The sequence below is a fragment of the Pseudomonas sp. FYR_5 genome, from assembly GCF_043106315.1.
Lineage (GTDB): Bacteria > Pseudomonadota > Gammaproteobacteria > Pseudomonadales > Pseudomonadaceae > Aquipseudomonas > Aquipseudomonas putida_Y.
Genome location: NZ_JBICMK010000075.1, coordinates 13,931 through 34,760, shown reverse-complemented (window position 1 = coordinate 34,760; position 20,830 = coordinate 13,931). Strand labels below are relative to the sequence as shown.

The 20,830-nt window shown below is 62.6% G+C and carries 21 protein-coding genes; 14 read left to right on the top strand and 7 right to left on the bottom strand.

Translation table 11 applies throughout. From position 1 onward, the window contains the following. The first annotated feature begins 207 nt into the window (after nt 1–207). The 3 genes from ACF8RA_RS12925 to ACF8RA_RS12915 are packed head-to-tail and all read left to right on the top strand — an operon-like array spanning nt 208 to nt 3,770. Nucleotides 208–867 carry a paraquat-inducible protein A gene (locus ACF8RA_RS12925; protein WP_209968147.1) on the top strand — a complete coding sequence of 220 codons (660 nt, stop codon included), beginning with the start codon at nt 208–210 and terminating at the stop codon, nt 865–867. Further along, entirely contained in the window at nt 854–1,477 is a 624-nt protein-coding gene (locus tag ACF8RA_RS12920) for a paraquat-inducible protein A (protein ID WP_392519222.1), read from the top strand. Before ACF8RA_RS12925 ends, ACF8RA_RS12920 begins: the two co-directional genes overlap by 14 nt. Beyond that, complete coding sequence (locus ACF8RA_RS12915; RefSeq protein WP_392461582.1) at nt 1,470–3,770, top strand: MlaD family protein; 2,301 nt, start codon at nt 1,470–1,472, stop codon at nt 3,768–3,770. The genes ACF8RA_RS12920 and ACF8RA_RS12915 overlap by 8 nt, the downstream gene beginning before the upstream one ends. Before the next feature lie 247 nt (nt 3,771–4,017). On the opposite strand, the gene rpsT is transcribed toward ACF8RA_RS12915, so the two are convergent. Then, complete coding sequence (rpsT, locus tag ACF8RA_RS12910; protein WP_003247625.1) at nt 4,018–4,296, bottom strand: 30S ribosomal protein S20; 279 nt, start codon at nt 4,294–4,296, stop codon at nt 4,018–4,020. 250 nt (nt 4,297–4,546) lie between these two features. Between rpsT and murJ the strand changes: the two genes are divergently transcribed. The 6 genes from murJ to ispH all read left to right on the top strand — a co-directional run bounded on the left by murJ (nt 4,547) and on the right by ispH (nt 11,882). Continuing rightward, complete coding sequence (murJ, locus tag ACF8RA_RS12905) at nt 4,547–6,085, top strand: murein biosynthesis integral membrane protein MurJ (protein ID WP_129933645.1); 1,539 nt, start codon at nt 4,547–4,549, stop codon at nt 6,083–6,085. A 118-nt stretch (nt 6,086–6,203) separates the two neighbouring features. Continuing rightward, nucleotides 6,204–7,154: a bifunctional riboflavin kinase/FAD synthetase gene (gene ribF / locus ACF8RA_RS12900; RefSeq protein ID WP_392519221.1), complete on the top strand. Its 951-nt coding sequence runs from the start codon at nt 6,204–6,206 to the stop codon at nt 7,152–7,154. Next, nucleotides 7,151–9,982: an isoleucine--tRNA ligase gene (ileS, locus tag ACF8RA_RS12895; protein ID WP_176685738.1), complete on the top strand. Its 2,832-nt coding sequence runs from the start codon at nt 7,151–7,153 to the stop codon at nt 9,980–9,982. Before ribF ends, ileS begins: the two co-directional genes overlap by 4 nt. Continuing rightward, a complete protein-coding gene (gene lspA, locus ACF8RA_RS12890) occupies nt 9,975–10,490 on the top strand; it encodes a signal peptidase II (RefSeq protein WP_176685739.1) in 516 nt (171 codons plus the stop codon). Before ileS ends, lspA begins: the two co-directional genes overlap by 8 nt. Beyond that, complete coding sequence (fkpB, locus tag ACF8RA_RS12885) at nt 10,483–10,920, top strand: FKBP-type peptidyl-prolyl cis-trans isomerase (RefSeq protein ID WP_010951871.1); 438 nt, start codon at nt 10,483–10,485, stop codon at nt 10,918–10,920. The genes lspA and fkpB overlap by 8 nt, the downstream gene beginning before the upstream one ends. A gap of 14 nt (nt 10,921–10,934) precedes the next feature. After that, nucleotides 10,935–11,882 (top strand): 4-hydroxy-3-methylbut-2-enyl diphosphate reductase, encoded by a 948-nt coding sequence (ispH, locus tag ACF8RA_RS12880; RefSeq protein WP_010951872.1) that lies wholly within the window; start codon nt 10,935–10,937, stop codon nt 11,880–11,882. A 76-nt stretch (nt 11,883–11,958) separates the two neighbouring features. Here the strand turns inward: ispH and ACF8RA_RS12875 are convergent, their stop codons facing one another. Further along, nucleotides 11,959–12,441, bottom strand: coding sequence for a GspH/FimT family pseudopilin (locus ACF8RA_RS12875; RefSeq protein ID WP_392519220.1), 483 nt, complete (start codon nt 12,439–12,441; stop codon nt 11,959–11,961). A gap of 109 nt (nt 12,442–12,550) precedes the next feature. Between ACF8RA_RS12875 and ACF8RA_RS12870 the strand changes: the two genes are divergently transcribed. From ACF8RA_RS12870 to thiO, 5 genes are read left to right on the top strand one after another with little or no spacing between them, the layout of a single operon-like run. Beyond that, on the top strand, nt 12,551–12,733 hold the full coding sequence (locus ACF8RA_RS12870; protein WP_014589583.1) for a prepilin-type N-terminal cleavage/methylation domain-containing protein: 183 nt from the start codon (nt 12,551–12,553) through the stop codon (nt 12,731–12,733). Then, nucleotides 12,730–13,374, top strand: coding sequence for a PilW family protein (locus ACF8RA_RS12865; protein WP_176685741.1), 645 nt, complete (start codon nt 12,730–12,732; stop codon nt 13,372–13,374). The genes ACF8RA_RS12870 and ACF8RA_RS12865 overlap by 4 nt, the downstream gene beginning before the upstream one ends. Beyond that, nucleotides 13,371–13,835 (top strand): hypothetical protein, encoded by a 465-nt coding sequence (locus ACF8RA_RS12860; protein WP_176685742.1) that lies wholly within the window; start codon nt 13,371–13,373, stop codon nt 13,833–13,835. Before ACF8RA_RS12865 ends, ACF8RA_RS12860 begins: the two co-directional genes overlap by 4 nt. Nucleotide 13,836: 1 nt before the next feature. Further along, complete coding sequence (locus ACF8RA_RS12855; RefSeq protein ID WP_176685743.1) at nt 13,837–14,226, top strand: type IV pilin protein; 390 nt, start codon at nt 13,837–13,839, stop codon at nt 14,224–14,226. 54 nt (nt 14,227–14,280) lie between these two features. Then, nucleotides 14,281–15,378, top strand: coding sequence for a glycine oxidase ThiO (thiO, locus tag ACF8RA_RS12850; RefSeq protein ID WP_176685744.1), 1,098 nt, complete (start codon nt 14,281–14,283; stop codon nt 15,376–15,378). 144 nt (nt 15,379–15,522) lie between these two features. Here the strand turns inward: thiO and ACF8RA_RS12845 are convergent, their stop codons facing one another. From ACF8RA_RS12845 to ACF8RA_RS12825, 5 genes are all read right to left on the bottom strand, one after another. Beyond that, nucleotides 15,523–16,932, bottom strand: coding sequence for an amidase (locus ACF8RA_RS12845; protein ID WP_339444552.1), 1,410 nt, complete (start codon nt 16,930–16,932; stop codon nt 15,523–15,525). A gap of 1 nt (nt 16,933) precedes the next feature. Then, a complete protein-coding gene (locus ACF8RA_RS12840) occupies nt 16,934–18,211 on the bottom strand; it encodes a Zn-dependent hydrolase (RefSeq protein WP_392461573.1) in 1,278 nt (425 codons plus the stop codon). A gap of 152 nt (nt 18,212–18,363) precedes the next feature. Then, complete coding sequence (locus ACF8RA_RS12835) at nt 18,364–19,059, bottom strand: ABC transporter ATP-binding protein (protein WP_012051120.1); 696 nt, start codon at nt 19,057–19,059, stop codon at nt 18,364–18,366. Beyond that, entirely contained in the window at nt 19,059–19,811 is a 753-nt protein-coding gene (locus ACF8RA_RS12830) for an ABC transporter ATP-binding protein (protein WP_176685540.1), read from the bottom strand. The genes ACF8RA_RS12835 and ACF8RA_RS12830 overlap by 1 nt, the downstream gene beginning before the upstream one ends. Beyond that, the gene (locus tag ACF8RA_RS12825; RefSeq protein WP_176685541.1) at nt 19,811–20,830 is read right to left on the bottom strand and encodes a branched-chain amino acid ABC transporter permease; all 1,020 of its coding nucleotides are present in this window, start codon (nt 20,828–20,830) and stop codon (nt 19,811–19,813) included. The genes ACF8RA_RS12830 and ACF8RA_RS12825 overlap by 1 nt, the downstream gene beginning before the upstream one ends.

The window sequence follows — 20,830 nt, the reverse complement described above, 5'->3', positions numbered from 1 at the left end:
GGGCCAAAAAATCTGGCCCTGCTCGAATCCCGGGAGCAGGCAGCTTCGTAGATGGCGCCGGCGTTGCCGGTGTTCGCGGGTAAACCCGTTCCTACAGGGAAGGGTGCAACGCCAGGCAGGGGCGCATACCCTCCAGGCCAACGTCGCCTCCCATAATTCGAGCCAGAACACTAGAATAGCCCCCACGCACCTATTCAGAAGCGCCCTATGTCCAATTCTGTCGAACCTGAAACCCTGGCCCAGCTGCCGTTGGACGAGCTTGTCGCCTGCCATGAATGCGACCTGCTGCTGCGCAAGCCAGTGCTGCAGCACGATGAGAAGGCCCAATGCCCGCGCTGCGGCTACGAGCTCTATGCCCACCGGCACAATGTGGTCAATCGCAGCCTGGCCCTGGTACTGGCAGCCCTTTTGCTGTTCGTGCCGGCCAATTTTCTGCCGATCATGCAGTTGCATCTGCTTGGTCAGACTTCGGACGATACCGTCTGGAGTGGCGTGCTCGGCTTGTACAACTCGGGAATGCGCGGTGTTGCCGTGGTGGTGTTGCTCTGCAGCATGGTCATTCCACTGGCGAAACTGCTCTGCCAACTGGCCGTCCTGTTGAGCATCCGCCTGAACTTCGGGCGTGACTACGGCCTGGTCTTCTACCGCATCTATCACCACCTGCGTGACTGGGGCATGCTCGAGGTCTATTTCATGGGGGTGCTGGTGGCCATCGTCAAACTGGTGGATCTGGCCGAACTCACCGTGGGCCTGGGGCTGTTCTGTTTCATCAGTCTGTTATTGATCCAGGTGTGGCTCGAGGTGGTGATGTCGCCCCACCAGATCTGGAGTGCGTTATCAGGGGAGGACCTGCATGCGGGCGATTGACGCAGGCATTCTTGTCTGCAATGAGTGTCACGAACTGAACAGGCGAGAGGACGGCAGTACTTCGCAAACCTGCACACGCTGCGGCGCTATTGTGCATGCACGCCGGCCGAACAGTATCGTGCGAACATGGGCGTTGCTGATTGCGGCGTCGATCCTTTACATCCCGGCCAACATACTGCCGATCATGACCGTGAGTACCCTCGGTCAGGGCAGTCCGGACACCATCATGTCCGGTGTCATCACCCTGCTCAAGCACGGCATGGTGCCCATTGCGGCTGTGGTGTTCATTGCCAGTATCCTGGTCCCCACCTTCAAGCTGGTGGGCATCGGCCTGCTGTTGTACTCCGTTCAGCGGCGGCAACCGCTTTCAGCCCGACAGCGGATATTGATGTACCGCTTCATCGAATTCATTGGGCGCTGGTCCATGCTGGACATCTTCGTCATTGCCATCCTGGTGGCAGTGGTGAATTTTGGCCGAGTAGCCAGTGTCGAAGCCAACCTGGGCGCTGTCGCCTTCGCAACTGTGGTGATCCTGACAATGCTTGCCGCTTTAACTTTCGATCCCCGACTGATTTGGGATAACACGGAGTCGGATGACGACCATGAGTGACCTGCCAACGGCTAAAACCCGCCCAGCCTCGAACTGGTCGGCCATCTGGATCCTGCCTTTGATTGCACTGATGATCGGTGGCTGGCTCGCGTGGCAGGCCTACCGCGACGCTGGCGTGGAAATTGAAGTCCGCTTCGAGTCGGGAGAGGGTATCGTCGCCAACAAGACCGAGGTCATCTACAAGGGGATGCCAGTTGGCAAGGTGAAAAGCCTGGTGCTCGACGCCAAGGGCGACACGCAGGGGGTGATCGCCACCATCGAGATGAACAAAGCCGCCGAGCCCCATCTGAACAAAGGCACGCGTTTCTGGCTGGTGAAGCCGAGTGTCAGTCTGGCCGGTATATCTGGCCTTGAAACACTGGTGTCGGGTAACTACATCGCCGTTAGTCCGGGGGAGGGGGAGCGTACCAAGCGCTTCATTGCATTGGAGGTGGCGCCACCGCTCTCGGACTCGGAACCAGGCCTGCACCTGACCCTCAAGGCCGACAGGCTGGGCTCGCTCAACCGGGACAGCCCGGTGTTCTACAAGCAGATTCAGGTTGGCCGGGTGAAAAGCTACCGCCTGTCCGAGGACCAGAGCACCGTAGAGGTGAAAGTCTTCATCGAGCCGGCCTACGCCAGCCTGGTGCGTAAGCACACGCGTTTCTGGAACGCCAGCGGTGTCAGCATCGATGCTTCACTTTCGGGTGTGAAAGTGCGCAGTGAGTCGTTGTCGAGCATTGTGGCGGGTGGTATCGCCTTCGCCACGCCGGAGTACCGCAAGGACAGCCCACCCACCGATCCGAGCCTGCCGTTCCGCCTGTACGAGGACTTCGATGCCGCCCAGGCGGGTATCCGGGTAAAAGTGAAGCTGAACGATTATGAGGGGCTGCAGGCGGGTCGCACGCCCGTCATGTACAAAGGCATCCAGGTGGGCTCGCTGAAAGCCCTGAAGATGGAAGACAACCTGGCCAGCGCTTCGGCTGAGCTGACACTCGACCCGCTGGCCGAGGACTACCTGGTAGAGGGGACGCAGTTCTGGGTGGTCAAGCCGTCGATTTCCCTGGCGGGAATCACTGGCCTGGAAGCGCTGGTCAAAGGTAACTACATCGCCATTCGTCCAGGTGAGAAGGGCGCACGGCCAGAGCGTGAGTTCGAGGCGCGTGCCAAGGCGCCGCCGCTCGACCTCAAGGCGCCGGGCCTGCACATGGTGTTGTTCGCCGACACCTTGGGTTCGCTGGAAATCGGCAGCCCGGTGATGTATCGCCAGGTGAAGGTGGGTAGCGTGCAGAGCTATCAGTTCGCCCGTAACAGCAGCCGCATCCTGATCGGTGTGCATATCGAGAAGGAGTACGAGACGCTGGTCAATGGTTCGTCGCGCTTCTGGAATGTCAGTGGGATCACCCTGACCGGCGGCCTGTCGGGCATCAAGATCAAGAGTGAGTCGCTGCAAACACTGATGGCCGGCGGTATTGCGTTCGATACGCCACGGCCCGATGTACCGCTGAAGCGACACATTCCACGCTTCCGCCTGCATGACAGCCAGGAAGCGGTAAACCGTGCGGGTACGTTGATCACCATCCGTGTAGAGCGTGCCGATGGCCTGAAGCCGGGCACGGCCATCCGCTTCCGCGGCCTGGATGTGGGCAGTATCGAGAGCGTCGACCTCACCGATGACCTGCAGGCGGTGCTGCTGCGGGCGCGGATTACCGAAGCGGCGGATCGTATTGCCCGTGCCGGTACGCAGTTCTGGGTGGTCAAGCCGGCCCTGGGCCTGGTGCGCACTGAAAACCTCGACACCTTGATTGGTGGGCAGTACCTGGAAGTGCAGCCTGCAGCGAAGAACCGTGGGCCACAGCGCGACTTCATCGCTTTGGCCGACGCCCCGCAGGTAGCAGGGCCAGAGGTTGGCCTACCATTGACGCTCAGTGCGCCACGCCGCGGCTCGATCAAGCCGGGTGTGCCGGTTACTTATCGTGAGGTCAAGGTGGGCAAGGTGACAGGCTTCGAGCTGGGCCAGAGCGCTGACCGCGTGCTGATTCATATCCTCATCGAGCCGCGCTATGCCGCCTTGGTGCGCAGCGGTAGCCGCTTCTGGAACAGCAGTGGTTTCGGTTTCGACTGGGGGCTGTTCAAGGGGGCTACAGTGCATACCGAGTCGGTGGAAACCCTGATCGATGGCGGTATCGCCTTCGCAACGCCAGATGGCGAGCAGATGGGTAACCCGGCACGGCCGCGGCAGACCTTTGCCTTGTTCGACAAGGCCGAGGATGAATGGCTGCAGTGGGCACCGAAGATTCAGATTGCCAAGTGATTTAAAAGTAGGGCCGCCAAGCGCGGCCCCGCTTTTTTGTGGGAGCGGCCTTGCGTCGCGAAAGGGGCGCGTAGCGGCCCCTCGGTTTCAGCGCAGAAGCTGAGATTGCCGGGGCTGCTCCGCGGCCCTTTCGCGACACAAGGCCGCTCCCACAGAGATCGAGTCCCACATGGAGCTGTGCCTGCAAGCATAAATCGCAGGCAACAAAAAGCCGACCCTAGGGTCGGCTTTTCGACTTGCACGTCGCTTAGGCAGCTGCAGCTTCTTTCAGCGCCTTGATGTGGCCATTCAGACGGCCTTTGTGACGAGCAGCCTTGTTCTTGTGGATGATACCCTTGTCGGCCATGCGGTCGATTACAGGTACAGCCAGAACGTAAGCGGCTTGCGCTTTTTCGGCGTCTTTTGCGTCGATGGCTTTGACTACATTCTTGATGTAGGTGCGAACCATGGAACGCAGGCTGGCGTTGTGGCTGCGACGCTTCTCAGCCTGTTTTGCACGTTTCTTGGCGGAAGGTGTGTTGGCCACCGTCGAGCTCCTCGAAAGACTTTAGGTAAATAGCAAACAAAATAGGCCGCGAATCATGCCGATCAGTCGAGCGGATGTCAAGGCCACCTGCAAGGTTCCGCCGAGCGGTGCGCCAACAGGTAGGAAAGATTCCTTTCTGCTGCGCGACCTGTACACTCGGGAATTTTTGGCTCCCCTGCGAAGGCGCGGGAGTATCGCACATTCGGACGCTGTCTGGCAGCGTCCTCTGTCATTGGCGTGAATCTTTTCGATGAACCTGCTCAAATCCCTGGCTGCAGTAAGCTCGATCACCATGATTTCGCGGGTGCTGGGCTTTGTTCGCGACACCATCCTGGCCCGTATCTTCGGTGCTGGTGTCGCTACCGACGCCTTCTTCATCGCGTTCAAACTGCCCAACCTGTTGCGGCGCATCTTCGCCGAAGGTGCATTCTCCCAGGCCTTCGTGCCGATTCTGGCCGAGTACAAGACCCAGCAGGGCGAGGAGGCGACGCGAACCTTCATTGCCTATGTCAGCGGCCTTCTGACCCTGGTGCTGGCCCTGGTGACCGCCATCGGCATCCTCGCTGCACCGTGGGTGGTGTGGGCGACTGCCCCGGGTTTTGTCGACAGCACCGAAAAATACGAGCTGACCACCGACCTGTTGCGGGTGACGTTTCCTTATATATTCCTGATCTCGCTGTCTTCCCTGGCCGGCGCGATCCTCAATACCTGGAACCGCTTTTCGGTGCCGGCCTTTACGCCCACCCTGCTGAACGTGGCGATGATCGCCTTCGCCGTGTTGCTGACGCCGTACTTCAACCCGCCAATCATGGCGTTGGCCTGGGGCGTGCTGGCGGGTGGCCTGGCGCAGTTGCTGTACCAGCTGCCAGCGCTGAAGAAGATCGGCATGCTCGTGCTGCCGCGTCTGAATCTCAAGGACGCAGGTGTGTGGCGGGTACTGAAGCAGATGCTGCCGGCGATCCTGGGGGTGTCGGTGAGCCAGATCTCGCTGATCATCAACACCATCTTTGCCTCCTTCCTGGTGGCCGGCTCGGTGTCGTGGATGTACTACGCCGACCGCCTCATGGAGCTGCCTTCGGGCGTGCTGGGCGTGGCCCTGGGCACCATCCTGCTGCCCACCCTGGCCAAGACCTACGCCAACAAGGATCGCGAGGAGTACTCGCGGATTCTCGACTGGGGCCTGCGCCTGTGCTTCTTGCTGGTGCTGCCCTGCACACTGGCTTTGGCCATTCTTGCCGAACCGCTGACCGTTGCTTTGTTTCAATATGGCAAGTTCAGCGCGTTTGATGCGGCAATGACCCAGCGAGCGCTGATCGCCTATTCCGTGGGCTTGCTGGCGATCATTCTGATCAAGGTACTGGCACCTGGCTTCTACGCGCAGCAGAATATCCGCACGCCGGTGAAGATCGCAGTCTTTACCCTGGTCTGCACCCAGCTGTTCAACCTTGCCCTGGTCGGCCCGCTTGCACATGCCGGCCTGGCATTGGCGATCAGCCTCGGTGCCTGCCTGAATGCCGGTTTGCTGTTCTGGAAGCTGCGCAGTCAGCAGCTGTTCGAGCCTCAGCCAGGCTGGGCAGTGTTCCTGCTCAAGCTTGTGTTGGCGGTGGCACTGATGTCGGCAGTACTGCTGGCGGGCATGCATTATATGCCGGCCTGGGAGCAGGGCATCATGCTTGAGCGCTTCCTGCGGCTTGGGGCGCTGATCCTGGCGGGTGTCGTGACGTATTTTGGCTGCCTGTACCTGTGCGGCTTCCGGCCCCGGCATTTCGCTCGCAAGGCCTTGCACTGAGGCTTTGGGCGGGTCAGGCGTCGGTTTTTCGCATTCCACGCCGCCCTTGGGCGCTGCTGCCTGTCACCAGCGCCCGGGTGTGGTTATAATCGGCCACTTTATGAGCAAGAAGCGCGTTATGCAGCTGGTTCGAGGTATTCACAACCTGCGCCCCGAGCACCGGGGCTGTGTCGCCACCATTGGCAACTTCGACGGGGTTCACCGCGGCCACCAGGCAATCCTGGCGCGCCTGCGCGAGCGCGGTCAGGCCTTGGGCCTGCCGACCTGCGTGGTGATCTTCGAACCGCAACCACGCGAGTACTTCGCACCCGATACCGCGCCGGCACGCCTGGCTCGGCTGCGCGACAAGATCGAGCTGCTGGCGACCGAAGGCATCGACCGGGTGCTGTGCCTGGCGTTCAACCAGCGTCTGAGCAAGCTCAGCGCCGATGCCTTCGTCAAGGCCATTCTGGTCGACGGTCTGGGCGTGCGTCATCTCGAAGTGGGCGATGACTTCCGCTTCGGCTGCGATCGCGCTGGCGACTTCGCTTTCCTGGTCGAGGCCGGCAACGCGTACGGCTTTACCGTCGAGGCCGCCAACACGGTCATCCAGGATGGCCTGCGGGTCAGCAGCACCGAAGTGCGCAAGGCCTTGTCCGAGGGCGACTTCGAGCTGGCCGAACACCTGCTGGGCCGCCCGTACCGCATTACAGGCCGCGTGCTGCACGGCCAGAAGCTGGCCCGCCAGCTCGGCACACCAACCGCCAACATCCAGCTCAAGCGCCGCCGCGTGCCGCTGTCCGGGGTATACCTGGCCAGCATCGTGATCGACGGCAAAGCTTGGCCGGGTGTCGGCAATATCGGCGTGCGCCCCACCGTTGCCGGTGATGGGCGCCCGCACCTGGAGATTCATCTTCTGGACTTTGCCGGCGATCTTTACGGCCGGCGCCTGACGGTGGAGTTCCACCACAAGCTGCGTGAAGAGCAGCGATTCGCCTCCCTGGAGGCGCTGAAGTCGGCGATCGATGCGGATATCGCCGCCGCACGTGCACATTGGCACGCTCAACCGCTAACGAAGAGCCTGAAATGACCGACTACAAAGCCACGCTTAACCTTCCGGACACCGCCTTCCCCATGAAGGCCGGCCTGCCTCAGCGCGAACCGCAGATCCTGCAGCGCTGGGACAGCATTGGCCTGTACCAGAAGCTGCGCGAAATTGGCAAGGATCGTCCCAAGTTCGTCCTGCACGACGGCCCGCCCTATGCCAACGGCAAGATTCATATCGGTCATGCGTTGAACAAGATCCTCAAGGACATGATCGTCCGTTCCAAGACCCTGGCCGGCTTCGATGCGCCGTACGTGCCAGGCTGGGACTGCCACGGCCTGCCGATCGAGCACAAGGTCGAGGTTACCCACGGCAAGCACCTTTCCGCTGATCGTACCCGCGAGCTGTGCCGCGAGTACGCTGCCGACCAGATCGAAGGGCAGAAGACCGAGTTCATCCGCCTGGGCGTACTGGGTGACTGGGACAACCCATACAAGACCATGAACTTCGCCAACGAGGCCGGTGAAATCCGCGCCTTGGCCGAAATGGTCAAGCAAGGCTTCGTGTTCAAGGGCCTGAAGCCGGTGAACTGGTGCTTTGACTGCGGTTCGGCGCTGGCTGAAGCGGAAGTCGAGTACGCCGATAAGAAGTCGCAGACCATCGACGTGGCCTTCCCGGTTGCCGATGACGCCAAGCTCGCCGCCGCCTTCGGCCTGGCCTCGCTGGCCAAGCCGGCCGCCATCGTGATCTGGACCACCACCCCGTGGACCATCCCGGCCAACCAGGCCCTGAATATCCACCCGGAGTTCACGTACGCCCTGGTCGACACCGGCGAGCGCCTGCTGGTGCTGGCTGAAGAGCTGGTCGAGTCGTGCCTGAAACGCTACAACCTGGAAGGCTCGGTCCTGGCCACCGCCCAAGGTTCGGCGCTGGAACTGATCAACTTCCGCCATCCGTTCTACGATCGCCTGTCGCCAATCTACCTGGCCGACTACGTCGAGCTGGGCGCCGGTACCGGCGTGGTGCATTCCTCGCCAGCCTACGGTGAAGACGACTTCGTCACCTGCAAGCGCTACGGCATGGTCAATGACGACATCCTCACCCCGGTGCAGAGCAACGGCGTGTATGTCGATTCGCTGCCCTTCTTCGGCGGCCAGTTCATCTGGAAGGCCAACCCGGCCATCGTCGAGAAGCTGAGCGAAGTCGGTGCGCTGATGCACACCGAAACCATCAGCCACAGCTACATGCACTGCTGGCGCCACAAGACCCCGCTGATCTACCGTGCCACCGCGCAGTGGTTCGTGGGCATGGACAAGCAGCCGACCACCGGCGAGCCGCTGCGTGAGCGTGCGCTTAAAGCCATCGAAGACACCAAGTTCGTTCCGGCCTGGGGCCAGGCGCGCCTGCACGCGATGATCGCCAACCGCCCGGACTGGTGCATCTCGCGTCAGCGCAACTGGGGTGTGCCGATCCCGTTCTTCCTGCACAAGCAGACCGGCGAGCTGCATCCACGCACTGTCGAGCTGATGGAGGAAGTGGCCAAGCGTGTCGAGCAGCAAGGCATCGAGGCCTGGTTCAAGCTGGACGCCGCTGAACTGCTGGGTGCTGAAGCCGACCAGTACGACAAGATCGCCGACACCCTCGACGTGTGGTTCGACTCGGGCACCACCCACTGGCATGTGCTGCGTGGCTCGCACGACATTGGCCACACTACCGGCCCGCGCGCCGACCTGTACCTGGAAGGTTCGGACCAGCACCGCGGCTGGTTCCACTCTTCCTTGCTGACCGGTTGTGCCATCGATAACCATGCGCCATATCGCGAGCTGCTGACCCACGGCTTCACCGTGGATGAAAACGGCCGCAAGATGTCCAAGTCGCTGGGCAACACCATCGAACCGGAGAAGGTCAACAACACCCTGGGTGCCGATATCCTGCGCCTGTGGGTTTCGGCCACCGACTATTCCGGTGAAATGGCCGTTTCCGAGCAGATCCTGCAGCGCAGTGCCGACGCCTACCGGCGTATCCGCAATACCGCACGCTTCCTGCTGTCCAACCTGTCCGGCTTCGACCCGGCCCGCGACCTGCTGGCCCCGGAAGACATGCTGGCGCTGGACCGCTGGGCCGTGGACCGTACCCTGCTGCTGCAACGCGAGCTGGAAGAGCACTACAGTGAGTACCGTTTCTGGAACGTCTACTCCAAAGTGCACAACTTCTGCGTACAGGAGCTGGGCGGCTTCTACCTCGACATCATCAAGGACCGCCAGTACACCACCGGCGCCAACAGTGTCGCCCGCCGTTCCTGCCAGACTGCGCTGTACCACATCAGCGAAGCGCTGGTGCGCTGGATCGCGCCGATCCTGGCATTCACCGCCGACGAAATCTGGCAGTACCTGCCGGGCGAGCGCAACGAGTCGGTGATGCTCAACGGCTGGTACGAAGGCCTGAGCGAGCTGCCGGAAGGCACCGAGCTGGGCCGCGCTTACTGGGACCGCGTGATGGCGGTGAAGGCATCGGTGAACAAAGAGCTGGAAAACCAGCGTACCGCCAAGGTCATTGGTGGCAACCTGCAGGCTGAAGTTACCCTGTACGCCGACGAAGGCCTGAGTGCCGACCTGGGCAAGCTCGGCGACGAGCTGCGCTTCGTGCTGATCACCTCGGCCGCCAGCGTGGTGCCATTCGCACAGGCGCCGGCCGAAGCCGTAGCCACTGAGGTCGAAGGCCTCAAGCTGAAAGTGGTCAAGTCCGGCCACACCAAGTGCGGCCGTTGCTGGCACTTCCGCGCCGACGTTGGCAGCCATCCGGAACACCCGGAAATCTGCGGCCGTTGCGTCGACAACCTGACCGGCTCGGGTGAGGTACGCCACTATGCCTAACCCTGCAGCGGGGCGCTTCGGGCGCCTTGCATGGCTGTGGCTGAGCTTGCTGGTCCTGGTCGTCGACCAGGCCACCAAGCTGTACTTCAACAACACCCTGACCATGTACCAGCAGATCGTGGTCATTCCTGACTACTTCAGCTGGACCCTGGCCTACAACACCGGTGCTGCGTTCAGCTTCCTGGCTGACGGTGCGGGTTGGCAGCGCTGGTTGTTCGCCCTGATCGCCGTGGTGGTCAGCGCGGTGCTGGTGGTGTGGCTCAAGCGCCTGGGGCGCAACGAGACCTGGCTGGCCGTGGCGCTGGCGCTGGTGCTGGGTGGGGCGATTGGCAACCTGTACGACCGCATCGTGCTGGGCCATGTGGTCGACTTCATCCTGGTGCACTGGCAGAACCGCCATTACTTCCCGGCCTTCAACGTGGCCGACAGCGCCATCACCGTTGGTGCGGTGATGCTGGCGCTGGATATGTTCAAGAGCAAGAAGTCTGAGGATCCGGTCCATGACTGACACCCGTATCGGCCAGAACACCGAAGTCACCCTGCACTTCGCGCTGCACCTGGAAAATGGCGATACCGTCGACAGCACGTTCGATAAAGCCCCGGCCACCTTCAAAGTGGGTGATGGCAACCTGCTGCCGGGCTTTGAAAACGCCCTGTTCGGCTTCAAGGCTGGTGACAAGCGCACCGTGGCAGTGGCCCCGGAGAACGCCTTCGGACAGCCTAACCCGCAGAACGTGCAGGTCATGCCGAGGTCCAACTTCGAAGGCATGGAGTTGTCCGAAGGGCTGCTGATCATCTTCAACGACGCCGCCAACACCGAGCTGCCGGGTGTGGTCAAAGCGTTCGATGACGACCAGGTCACCATCGACTTCAATCACCCACTGGCTGGCAAGACCCTGACCTTCGAGGTGGAGATCCTCGAGGTGAAGGCCCTGTAAGCCTGGAGCCGAGCATGCAAATCAAACTCGCCAACCCTCGCGGCTTCTGCGCCGGGGTCGACCGGGCGATCGAGATCGTCAACCGCGCGCTGGAAGTCTTCGGCCCGCCGATCTATGTGCGTCACGAAGTGGTGCACAACAAGTTCGTGGTGGAAGACTTGCGTAACCGCGGCGCCATCTTTGTCGAAGAATTGGACCAGGTGCCGGACGATGTCATCGTCATCTTCAGTGCCCACGGTGTTTCCCAGGCTGTGCGCCAGGAAGCTGCTGGCCGTGGCTTGAAAGTGTTCGATGCCACCTGCCCGCTGGTGACCAAGGTTCACATCGAAGTGGCCAAGTACAGCCGCGATGGCCGTGAGTGCATTCTCATCGGCCACGAAGGGCACCCGGAAGTCGAAGGCACCATGGGCCAGTACGATGCCAGCAACGGCGGCGCCATCTACCTTGTCGAAGACGAGGAAGATGTGGCCAACCTGCAGGTGCGCGACCCGGACCACCTGGCTTTCGTCACCCAGACAACACTGTCGATGGACGACACCAGCCGCGTCATTGATGCTCTGCGTGCGCGTTTCCCGAACATCGGTGGCCCGCGCAAGGACGACATCTGCTACGCCACCCAGAACCGCCAGGATGCCGTCAAGCAACTGGCCGGCGAGAGCGACGTGGTGCTGGTGGTGGGCAGCCCGAACAGTTCCAACTCCAACCGTTTGCGCGAGTTGGCTGAGCGCATGGGCACCCCGGCCTACCTGATCGACGGTGCCGAGGACCTGCAACGCGGCTGGTTTGACCAGGCCGCGCGGATCGGCATCACCGCCGGTGCTTCTGCGCCCGAAGTGCTGGTGCGTGGCGTGATCGAACAGCTCAAGGCCTGGGGCGCCACTGGCGCTGAAGAGCTGGACGGGCGCGAAGAGAACATCACCTTTTCAATGCCCAAAGAGCTGCGGGTTCGCTCGCTGATCTGACGGGCAGCACCACCGCCAATGCAGGGGCTGCTTTGCAGCCCCTTCGCGACACAAGACCGCTCCTGCAATGACCGCGCTAGCAGCGGTCATTGCTCTGGTCCTCCGTAAGCAACCTGACTCTGCCGCTTGATGCCAGCGCCACCTGATTTCGGCTGCGAGCAGCGGCGCGTTCGCATATTTCCAGTGTTGCGCCCAACCAGCCGTTGCCCGACATCATTGGCACGCCCAGCGCACTGAATTTGAACTGCTCACCGCGGTTGCTGGTTATTTTCAGCGGCTTTGAAAGGCGCTGTTCGCGCAGCACCTGCCGGTTATGCTCCAGCACTACCCGCCAACCATTCCCCCAATTACCGTCCAGCGCCAGCACCAGCACCGGCTGGCCTTGCAGCATGGCATGGCTGCGTGCACTGCGCAGCGCCTGCGCCAGATCACGGGCAGCCGCCGCCCGGTGTAGGTCATCGCTCATTCTGGCGTAGGCCGGCATGCCCAGTTGGGTCAGCAAGACCGCCACGGCCAAGGCCGACAAAATTTGTATCAGTGTTACGCCGCGTTGCTTCACCGTGCATTCCTCCCTGGACGTGCTTGGCTATAGCTTCCTGGCGGCTGGACAAGAGGTCCAGTCGCCCAAGTTGAAAGCAATGACGGGAAAAGTCGCAGGAGGTGCAGGGATGCACGAAAGGCAAGGGGGCATGACGCTTCTGGAAGTGCTGTTGGCGGTTGTGGTCGTGGCCGTGGGTATGTTCGCCGCAGCGGGGCTGCAACTGCAGGCCTTGCAGGCTGTGGACAGTGCGCGTCGCAATGGGCAGGCGGCAATGGCGGCGCACAGCGAGCATGAACGGGGGCGTCGATGAGGCGCGGCCAACGTGGTTTGGGTTTGGTTGAGCTGATGTTGGCGCTGACGATCGGGTTGATGTTGTTGGCGGCCGCCAGTCAGCTCTTTGCATCGGCTCACCAGGCCTGGCGCCTGCAAAGTACTGCGCTGCGCATGCAGGATGAGGCGCGGCAGGCGTTGCTGCGCATGGCCCAGGATATTCGCATGGCCGGCATGTTTGGCTGTTTGCGCCTGAGACCTTCCGATTTCGATGACCCGGCATTACAGCAGGTCTTCGCTCGCCCCTTGGTGATCGAAGCGTCCACCCTCAGCCTGATCGTGGCGGAGTTGCCTGGGCAAGCTGGCCGACCTGACTGGTTTCTGCACACCGATTGCCTGACCAAAGCGTCTGTCGATGCAGCGCGCAAGGCTGGGGACCCACTGGTGTACCCGGTCAGCAGGTATGTCTACCAGTTCCAGGGCGATAAGCTGAGGTTCAAACGCGGAAACAGCAAATTTCAACCGTTGGTTGATAATGTGCAGGCGATGCGTGTAGAGCGTGTGCAGATGGTGGGGGGGGAACGGGTGGATATCAGCCTGACGCTTTACGAACCCACGCTCAAGGTTCAGCAGCGCCATGAGTTGAGCGTCGCAATCCGCAACCCGGTCCCCGCTTCATGACTCACCAGCGTGGCGTGGTTCTTCTACTGGCCTTGGTCCTGAGCGTCCTGCTGGGCCTGCTTGCCACATCTGCCCTGCGCGACGCGCTGGTGGAAACGCGGATGACCGGCTACCTGAGCGATGGCCTGATGGCGCTGGAAGAGGCTGAGGCCACTTTGCTGGCTGGGGTACGCGAACTTGAACGGGCGCCCCCTGACGTTTGTATCGCGTGCCTGCCACCGCCCAGGCCGCACGATCTGGTTGGGCAGTGGCAAGGTACCCAGACCGGCTTTTTCCAGCTGCAGAACCTGGGTGTCAGCACACGTGCCGCGCACATGCCCGAAGGGCAGCCGGTTAGCCTGTTCCGGATTACCGCCGTCAGCAAGCAAAGCCGCTCACGGCATGTGCTGGAAGCGGTCTACGCCGTGGCCGGCAATCAAACCCAACGCATCACCTGGCGGCAAAGATTGCGAGGAGACTGACATGCAGCAAGGCTTGAGCCTGATCGAGTTGTTGATTGTGCTGGCCGTGACCGGCATTCTGGCAGCCATTGCCTACCCCAGTTACAGCGACCAGCTTCGGCGAGCCGCGCGCAGCGAAGTGGTTGGCCTGCTGCATGATGCCGCCCTGCGCCTTGAGCGCCACCGCGTGCGCACTGGCCAATACGCCGAGGGCGACCTGGTCTTGCCCGAAGGTACCCGCTACTACAGCCTGCAGGCCCAGCGCGACAGTGACACCTTCACGCTGCGCGCCCGGCGGCTACCGCATGGGCTGATGGCGCAGGATGGCTGTGGCGATTTCCAGCTCGACCAGGCTGGCGTGCAGCACAATCCGGGCGCCGTTGAGCACGGCCCGCACTGTTGGGGAAGTTGAAGGTTCAATGATGCCCGGTGCATCGCGGTTTTACTTCAGGTGTTGGATCGACAGATGAGCAAGCAAGTAGTGGTGGTTGGTGGCGGGGTGATCGGCCTGCTGACGGCATTCAACCTGGCAGCCAAGGTCGGCCAGGTGGTGGTGTGCGATCAGGGCGAGGTTGGCCGAGAGTCGTCCTGGGCTGGCGGAGGCATTGTCTCGCCGTTGTACCCGTGGCGTTACAGCCCCGCCGTGACCGCTCTGGCGCACTGGTCGCAGGACTTTTATCCACAGCTGGGCGAGCGTCTGTTCGCCAGCACCGGGGTCGACCCCGAAGTTCACACCACCGGGCTGTACTGGCTCGACCTGGACGACGAGGCCGAAGCATTGGCCTGGGCCGCGCGCGAGCAGCGGCCGCTGAGTGCCGTGGATATTTCCGCGGCCTACGATGCGGTGCCGGTGCTGGGCCCGGGCTTCAAGCACGCCATCTACATGGCTGGCGTGGCCAATGTGCGCAACCCGCGCTTGGTCAAGTCGCTGAAGGCGGCGTTGCTGGCGCTGCCGAACGTGAGCTTGCGCGAACACTGCCAGATCACCGGCTTCGTGCAGGAAAAGGGGCGCGTGGCTGGTGTACAGACGGCTGATGGCGTACTGGCGGCGGATGAGGTTGTGCTCAGCGCAGGCGCCTGGAGTGGCGACCTGTTGCGTACCCTTGGCCTTGAACTGCCGGTGGAGCCCGTGAAGGGCCAGATGATCCTGTTCAAGTGCGCAGAAGACTTCTTGCCGAGCATGGTGCTGGCCAAGGGGCGCTATGCAATCCCGCGACGTGACGGGCACATTCTGGTGGGGAGCACGCTGGAGCATGCCGGGTATGACAAGACCCCGACCGGGGATGCTCTGGAAAGCCTGAAGGCATCGGCAGTGGAGTTGTTGCCTGAGCTTGAAGGCGCCACAGTGGTGGCGCACTGGGCGGGACTGCGGCCGGGGTCGCCAGAAGGCATCCCTTACATTGGGCCTGTGCCGGGGCATGAAGGGTTGTGGCTGAACTGCGGGCATTATCGCAATGGGCTGGTGCTGGCGCCGGCTTCGTGCCAGCTGTTTACCGATTTGCTGACAGGGGCCGAGCCGATTATCGACCCGGCGCCGTATGCGCCAGAAGGGCGTTTGGGCTGAGGACCTCTTCGCGGGTAAACCCGCTCCTGCACGAGCGGGTTCACCCGCGAAAGGGCCGTAGAAGCCAACACAGATTTCAGCCAGTAATCGGTGCGTGTAGGAGCGGGTTCACCCGCGAAAGGGCCGCAGAAGCCAATACAGATTTCAGCCAGTAATCGGTGCTTGCAGGTGCCGGCTCGGATAATGCTGCTCATACACCTTGCACACCCGCAGCACTTGCTCATCAGCAAAGCGCCCGGCCACCACCTGCAGGCCCACCGGCAACCCTTCGCGGGTAAACCCGCAGGGCACCGAGGCTGCCGGCTGTTGGGTCAGGTTGAACGGATAGCTGAACGGCGTCCACTCCATCCATTGCGCCATCCCCGACCCAGGCGGCACGTTGTGTCCGGCTTCGAACGCCACCAACGGCAGCATCGGCGATACCAGCACGTCATATCGCTGATGAAATGCATTCATCTTCGCAATCAATTCTGCCCGTGCCTCAAGCGCCTGGGTGTATTCGCCAAGGCTGATCTGTGCACCTTGTTCGGCAATCCAGCGCAGCCCCGGGTCAAGCAACGCTTTCTGCTCATCGCTCAAGGCACTGGCCAACCGCGCCGCACCGGCAAACCACAGGGTATTGAAGGTTTCCAGCGGGTCGCTGAAGCCCGGGTCCACTTCCTCTACCTGCGCACCCAGCCGCGCCAGGCGCTGCACCGCTTGCGCCACCAGTGCCTGGATCTGTGGGTCGACCTGCACGTAACCGAAATTGGCACTGTAGGCGATGCGTAGGCCGCTCAGATCTTGCTGCTGGCTGAGCCACGGCGCCTGCCGGGGTGCGCCGGCCAAACCGTCGCGGGCATCGGGGCGCGCTACGCAGTCGAGCATCAGCACCGAGTCGTCCACGGTACGCGTCATCGGCCCCAGGTGCGACAGCACGGTCATGGCGCTGGCCGGCCATTGCGGCACATAGCCGAAGGTCGGTTTGATGCCGAAGGTGCCGGTAAATGCGCAGGGGATGCGAATCGAACCACCGGCATCGCTGCCCTGATGCAGCACCCCCAGATTTAGCGCGGCTGCTGCTGCTGCACCGCCAGACGACCCCCCAGCAGTCAGCCTGGTATCCCACGGGTTGCGGGTAATGCCGTACAGCGGGTTGTCGGTCACGCCTTTCCAGCCAAACTCTGGCGTGGTGGTCTTGCCCACCAGCACTGCACCGGCTTCACGCATGAACGCAGAGACGGGCGCATCGACCTCCCATGGCCCGGTACCCGAGGTCGTACGCGAGCCCTTGCGGGTAGGCATGCCGCGGGTCAGGGTCAGGTCCTTGATCGAGGCGGGTACGCCATCCAGTCGGCCACAGGGCTGGCCGCGCTGCCAGCGTTGTTCGCTGGCGCGGGCGGCGGCGCGGGCACCCTCGTCATCCACATGGCAGTAGGCGTTGACCGCCGGGTTATGCAGGTCGATGCGCGCCAGCACATCGTCGACCACCTCGACGGGTGACAGCTGGCGGCGCTGGTACAGTTCAAGCAGTTCGGCGGCGGTGAGTTCGCCAATCGCGGTTTTCTGGGTCATCTTAACGGGCTCCCGGGTTGGCGGCCTGGAACATGGCGCGCAACAGGACGTCGCAGCCATCGGCCAGGTCCTGGGGCGCGGCATTTTCGATTTCGTTGTGGCTGATGCCACCTTCGCATGGCACGAAGATCATCCCGGCCGGGCCCAGTTCAGCGAGGAAGATCGCATCGTGACCGGCGCCGCTGACGATATCCATGTGGCTCAGGCCCAGCGCGCGCGCCCCTTGGCGCACGGCATCCACGCACTGCTCGGCGAAGTACAGCGGCGGGAAGTCGGCTGTCGGGGTCAGCTGATAGCTCAGGCCATGTTTCACCGTGCTGGTTTCGATGGCTGCGCGCACTTCGCTGACCATGGCGTCGAGGTGCCCAGGGTCGAGGTGGCGCAGGTCGATGGTCATGTGCACCTGGCCGGGGATAACGTTGCGAGAGCCTGGGTGCAAGGTCAGGCAGCCGACCGTGCCACAGGCATGTGGCTGGTGCGCGTGAGCGACGCGGTTGACCGCAGCCACCACCTCGGCAGCGCCGACCAATGCGTCCTTGCGCAGGTGCATGGGCGTGGGGCCAGCATGCGCCTCGACACCGGTCAGTACCAGGTCGAACCATTTCTGCCCCAGGCAGCCCTGGACCACGCCGATGGTGGTGCGTTGGTCTTCCAGCACCGGGCCTTGTTCGATATGTGCTTCGAAGTAGGCGCCCACGGCATGCCCGGTAGGCAGGCGCGCGCCGGCGTAACCGATGCGCTGTAGTTCCGCGCCAACCGACAGGCCTTGGTCGTCTACCTTGTCCAGGGTTTCCTGCAGGCCGAACTTACCGGCAAACACGCCCGAGCCCATCATGCAGGGCGGGAAGCGCGAACCTTCTTCGTTGGTCCATACCACCACTTCCAGCGAGGCCTCGGTGGTCAGGTGCAGGTCGTTGAGCGTACGCATCACTTCGAGGCCGGCCATGACGCCGTAGCAGCCATCGAACTTGCCGCCGGTGGGTTGGGTGTCGATGTGGCTGCCGGTCATGATCGGCGGCAGGGCAGGGTTGCGCCCGGGGCGGCGTGCGAAGATATTGCCGATGGCGTCGACGCTGACCGTGCAGCCGGCCTCTTCGCACCAGTGGACGAACAGGTCGCGAGCCTGGCGGTCGAGGTCGGTCAGGGCCAGGCGGCATACGCCGCCCTTGGCAGTGGCGCCGAGTTGGGCCAGGTCCATCAATGATTGCCAAAGGCGTTCGCGGTTGACCAACGGGCCTTGGCCGAGCAGGTGCTGCGAGGGATCGATGCGGGTGTTCATGGTTCATCTCTCCTGAAATTACTGGGTTGCTTGTACTGGCCTATTCGCGGGTGAACCCGCTCCTACAAAGGCCTCGCAGGGCTGAGGGTGGTGACACCTTTGCAGGCGCGGGTTTACCCGCGAAAGGGCCGGTACAGGTAAGCACGGTCGGGTCAGGCGCTAAGGGCCAGGTAACGGTTCTTGATGCTCGGGTCCTCGCGGAACTGTGCCGCACTGCCCTGGTAAGCGACGCGGCCCTGCTCCAGCACATAGTGGCGATCAGCAAGGGCATCGCAGACCATCAGGTTCTGCTCTACCAGCAGGATCGACAGCCCTTCGTCCTTGATCCGTCGCAGGATCTTCACCAGTTCATCGACAATCACCGGGGCCAGGCCTTCGGTGGGCTCGTCGAGGATCAGCAGCTTGGGGCCGTTGAGCAGGGCGCGGGCGATAGCGAGCATCTGTTGCTCACCACCGGACAGGGCAAAGCCACCGTTGCGGCGACGCTCCTTCAGGCGCGGGAACATGCTGTACACGTCCTCCAGCTGCCAGCGACTGGCCTTGCGTACGGCAATCTTCAGGTTCTCCTCCACGCTGAGCTGGCGGAAAATGCCGCGGTGTTCCGGCACCAGAGCAATGCCGAGCCGGGCGATATCGAAAATTTCGCGGCCGACCAATTGCTGGCCGTTGAAGCTGATCTGTCCCTGCCGTGGGCGGACGATGCCGAGGATGCTGCGCAAGGTGGTGGTCTTGCCTGCACCGTTGCGCCCCAGCAGCGTTACCAGTTCGCCTGCCTCGACCTTGAGCGAGACACCTTCGAGCACATGGCTCTTGTCGTAGTAGGAATGGATCGAATCGACGTTGAGCATCAGGCGGCCTCTCCAAGGTAGGCGGTGCGTACGCGCTCGTCGTTGCGCACCTGTTCAGGGGTACCCTCGACCAGGATCTGGCCGTGACTCATCACCGTGATGCGCTGGCTGATCGACATGACAATGCTCATGTTGTGCTCGATCAGCAGCACGGTATGGTCGCGGCCAAGGTCGCGGATCAGGTCGGTCATCACCGGGATGTCGTCGATGCCCATGCCCGAAGTGGGTTCGTCGAGCATCAGCAGGGTGGGCTTGGCGCAGATCGACATGCCCACTTCCAGCACCCTTTGCTGGCCGTGCGACAGCTCGCCCGCCAGGGTTTCGGCACGGGCGCTCAGTTTCAGGCGCTCCAGCACCTGGTCGGCGGTGTTCCAGTGGCTGCGCTTGTGCTCGACGCTACGCCAGAAGTTCAGCGCGCCCAGGCCATCACGGCCTTGGGCGGCCAGGCGCAGGTTCTCGCGCACTGAAAGGTTCTGGAACAGGCTGGTGAGCTGAAACGAACGCGCCATGCCAAGCGCCACCCGCCCGTGGGACGGCTTGCGAATGATGTCCTGGCCATTGAACAGGATCTTGCCGGCCGTGGCCTGACGCTCGCCGGTCAGGCAGTGGAACAGGCTGGTCTTGCCGGCGCCGTTGGGGCCAATGACGGTGTGGATGGTGCCGGCTCGCACTTTGAGGTCAACGCCCGCGACCGCCTTGAACGGCCCGTAGGCCAGCTCCAGGTGGCGGGTTTCCAGGAGGTAGTCGCTCATCACAGGGTCTCCTTGGTCTTGGCCTGGGGTTTGTCATGGGCATTGCGGGTGGCCAGCAGGCGCTTGCCCAGTTCGGTCAGGCCGCCCCACAGACCGCCACGCATGAACACCACCACCAGAATCAGGATCACCCCCAGCAGCATCAGCCAACGTGGCCAAAGTTCCGACAGCACGTCACCCAGCAGCACGATGGCGCCGGCGCCCAGCAGCGAGCCGAACAGTGAGCCGGTGCCGCCGACGATGGTCATGATCAGGATGTTCTCGCTCATCATCAGGTCGATGTTCGACAGCGGCGCAAAGTGCAGCAGCATGGCGTACAGCGCCCCGGCGATGCCGGTGATGGCGCCCGACAGCATGAACACCAGAATCTTGAAATGGCGGGTGTCGTAGCCGATGGCGGCGGCGCGGGTCTCGTTTTCGCGGATGGCCAGCAGGGTGCTGCCGAATGGCGAACGGATCACCCGCAGGGCTGCGGCGAAGATCAACAGGAACAGCACCGCGACAAATCCATAAAAGTGCCGCGGGTCGGCCAGGTCGACCAGCACATGGCCGGCGATTTCGATATTCGGCCGTGGCACATCGAGCAGGCCGTTGTCACCCCCGGTCCAGTCGCTGAGGGTATAGGCCAGGAAGTAGGCCATCTGGCTGAAGGCCAGGGTCAGCATGACGAAGTAGATGCCCGTGCGACGGATCGCCAGTGCGCCCACCAGCAGCGCGAGGAGGGCGCCGAACACAGCTGCGCCAAGCAGCGCGGCGAACATGCCCCACTGCAGGTGGATCATCAGCAGCGCTGCGCCATAGGCGCCCACGCCAAAGAAGATGCCCTGGCCGAACGACAGCAGTCCGGTGTAGCCGAGGAGCAGGTTGCAGGCCAGTGCGGCCATGGCAAAGATCAGGATCTCGGTGGCCAGGGTGGCCGATGGCAGCAACAGCGGCAGTGCCACCAGGCTGGCAATTACCAGCGACAGCAGTGCCGGGGCGCGGCCCTTGGCGACTGGCAATGGGTTTTTCTCGCTCAT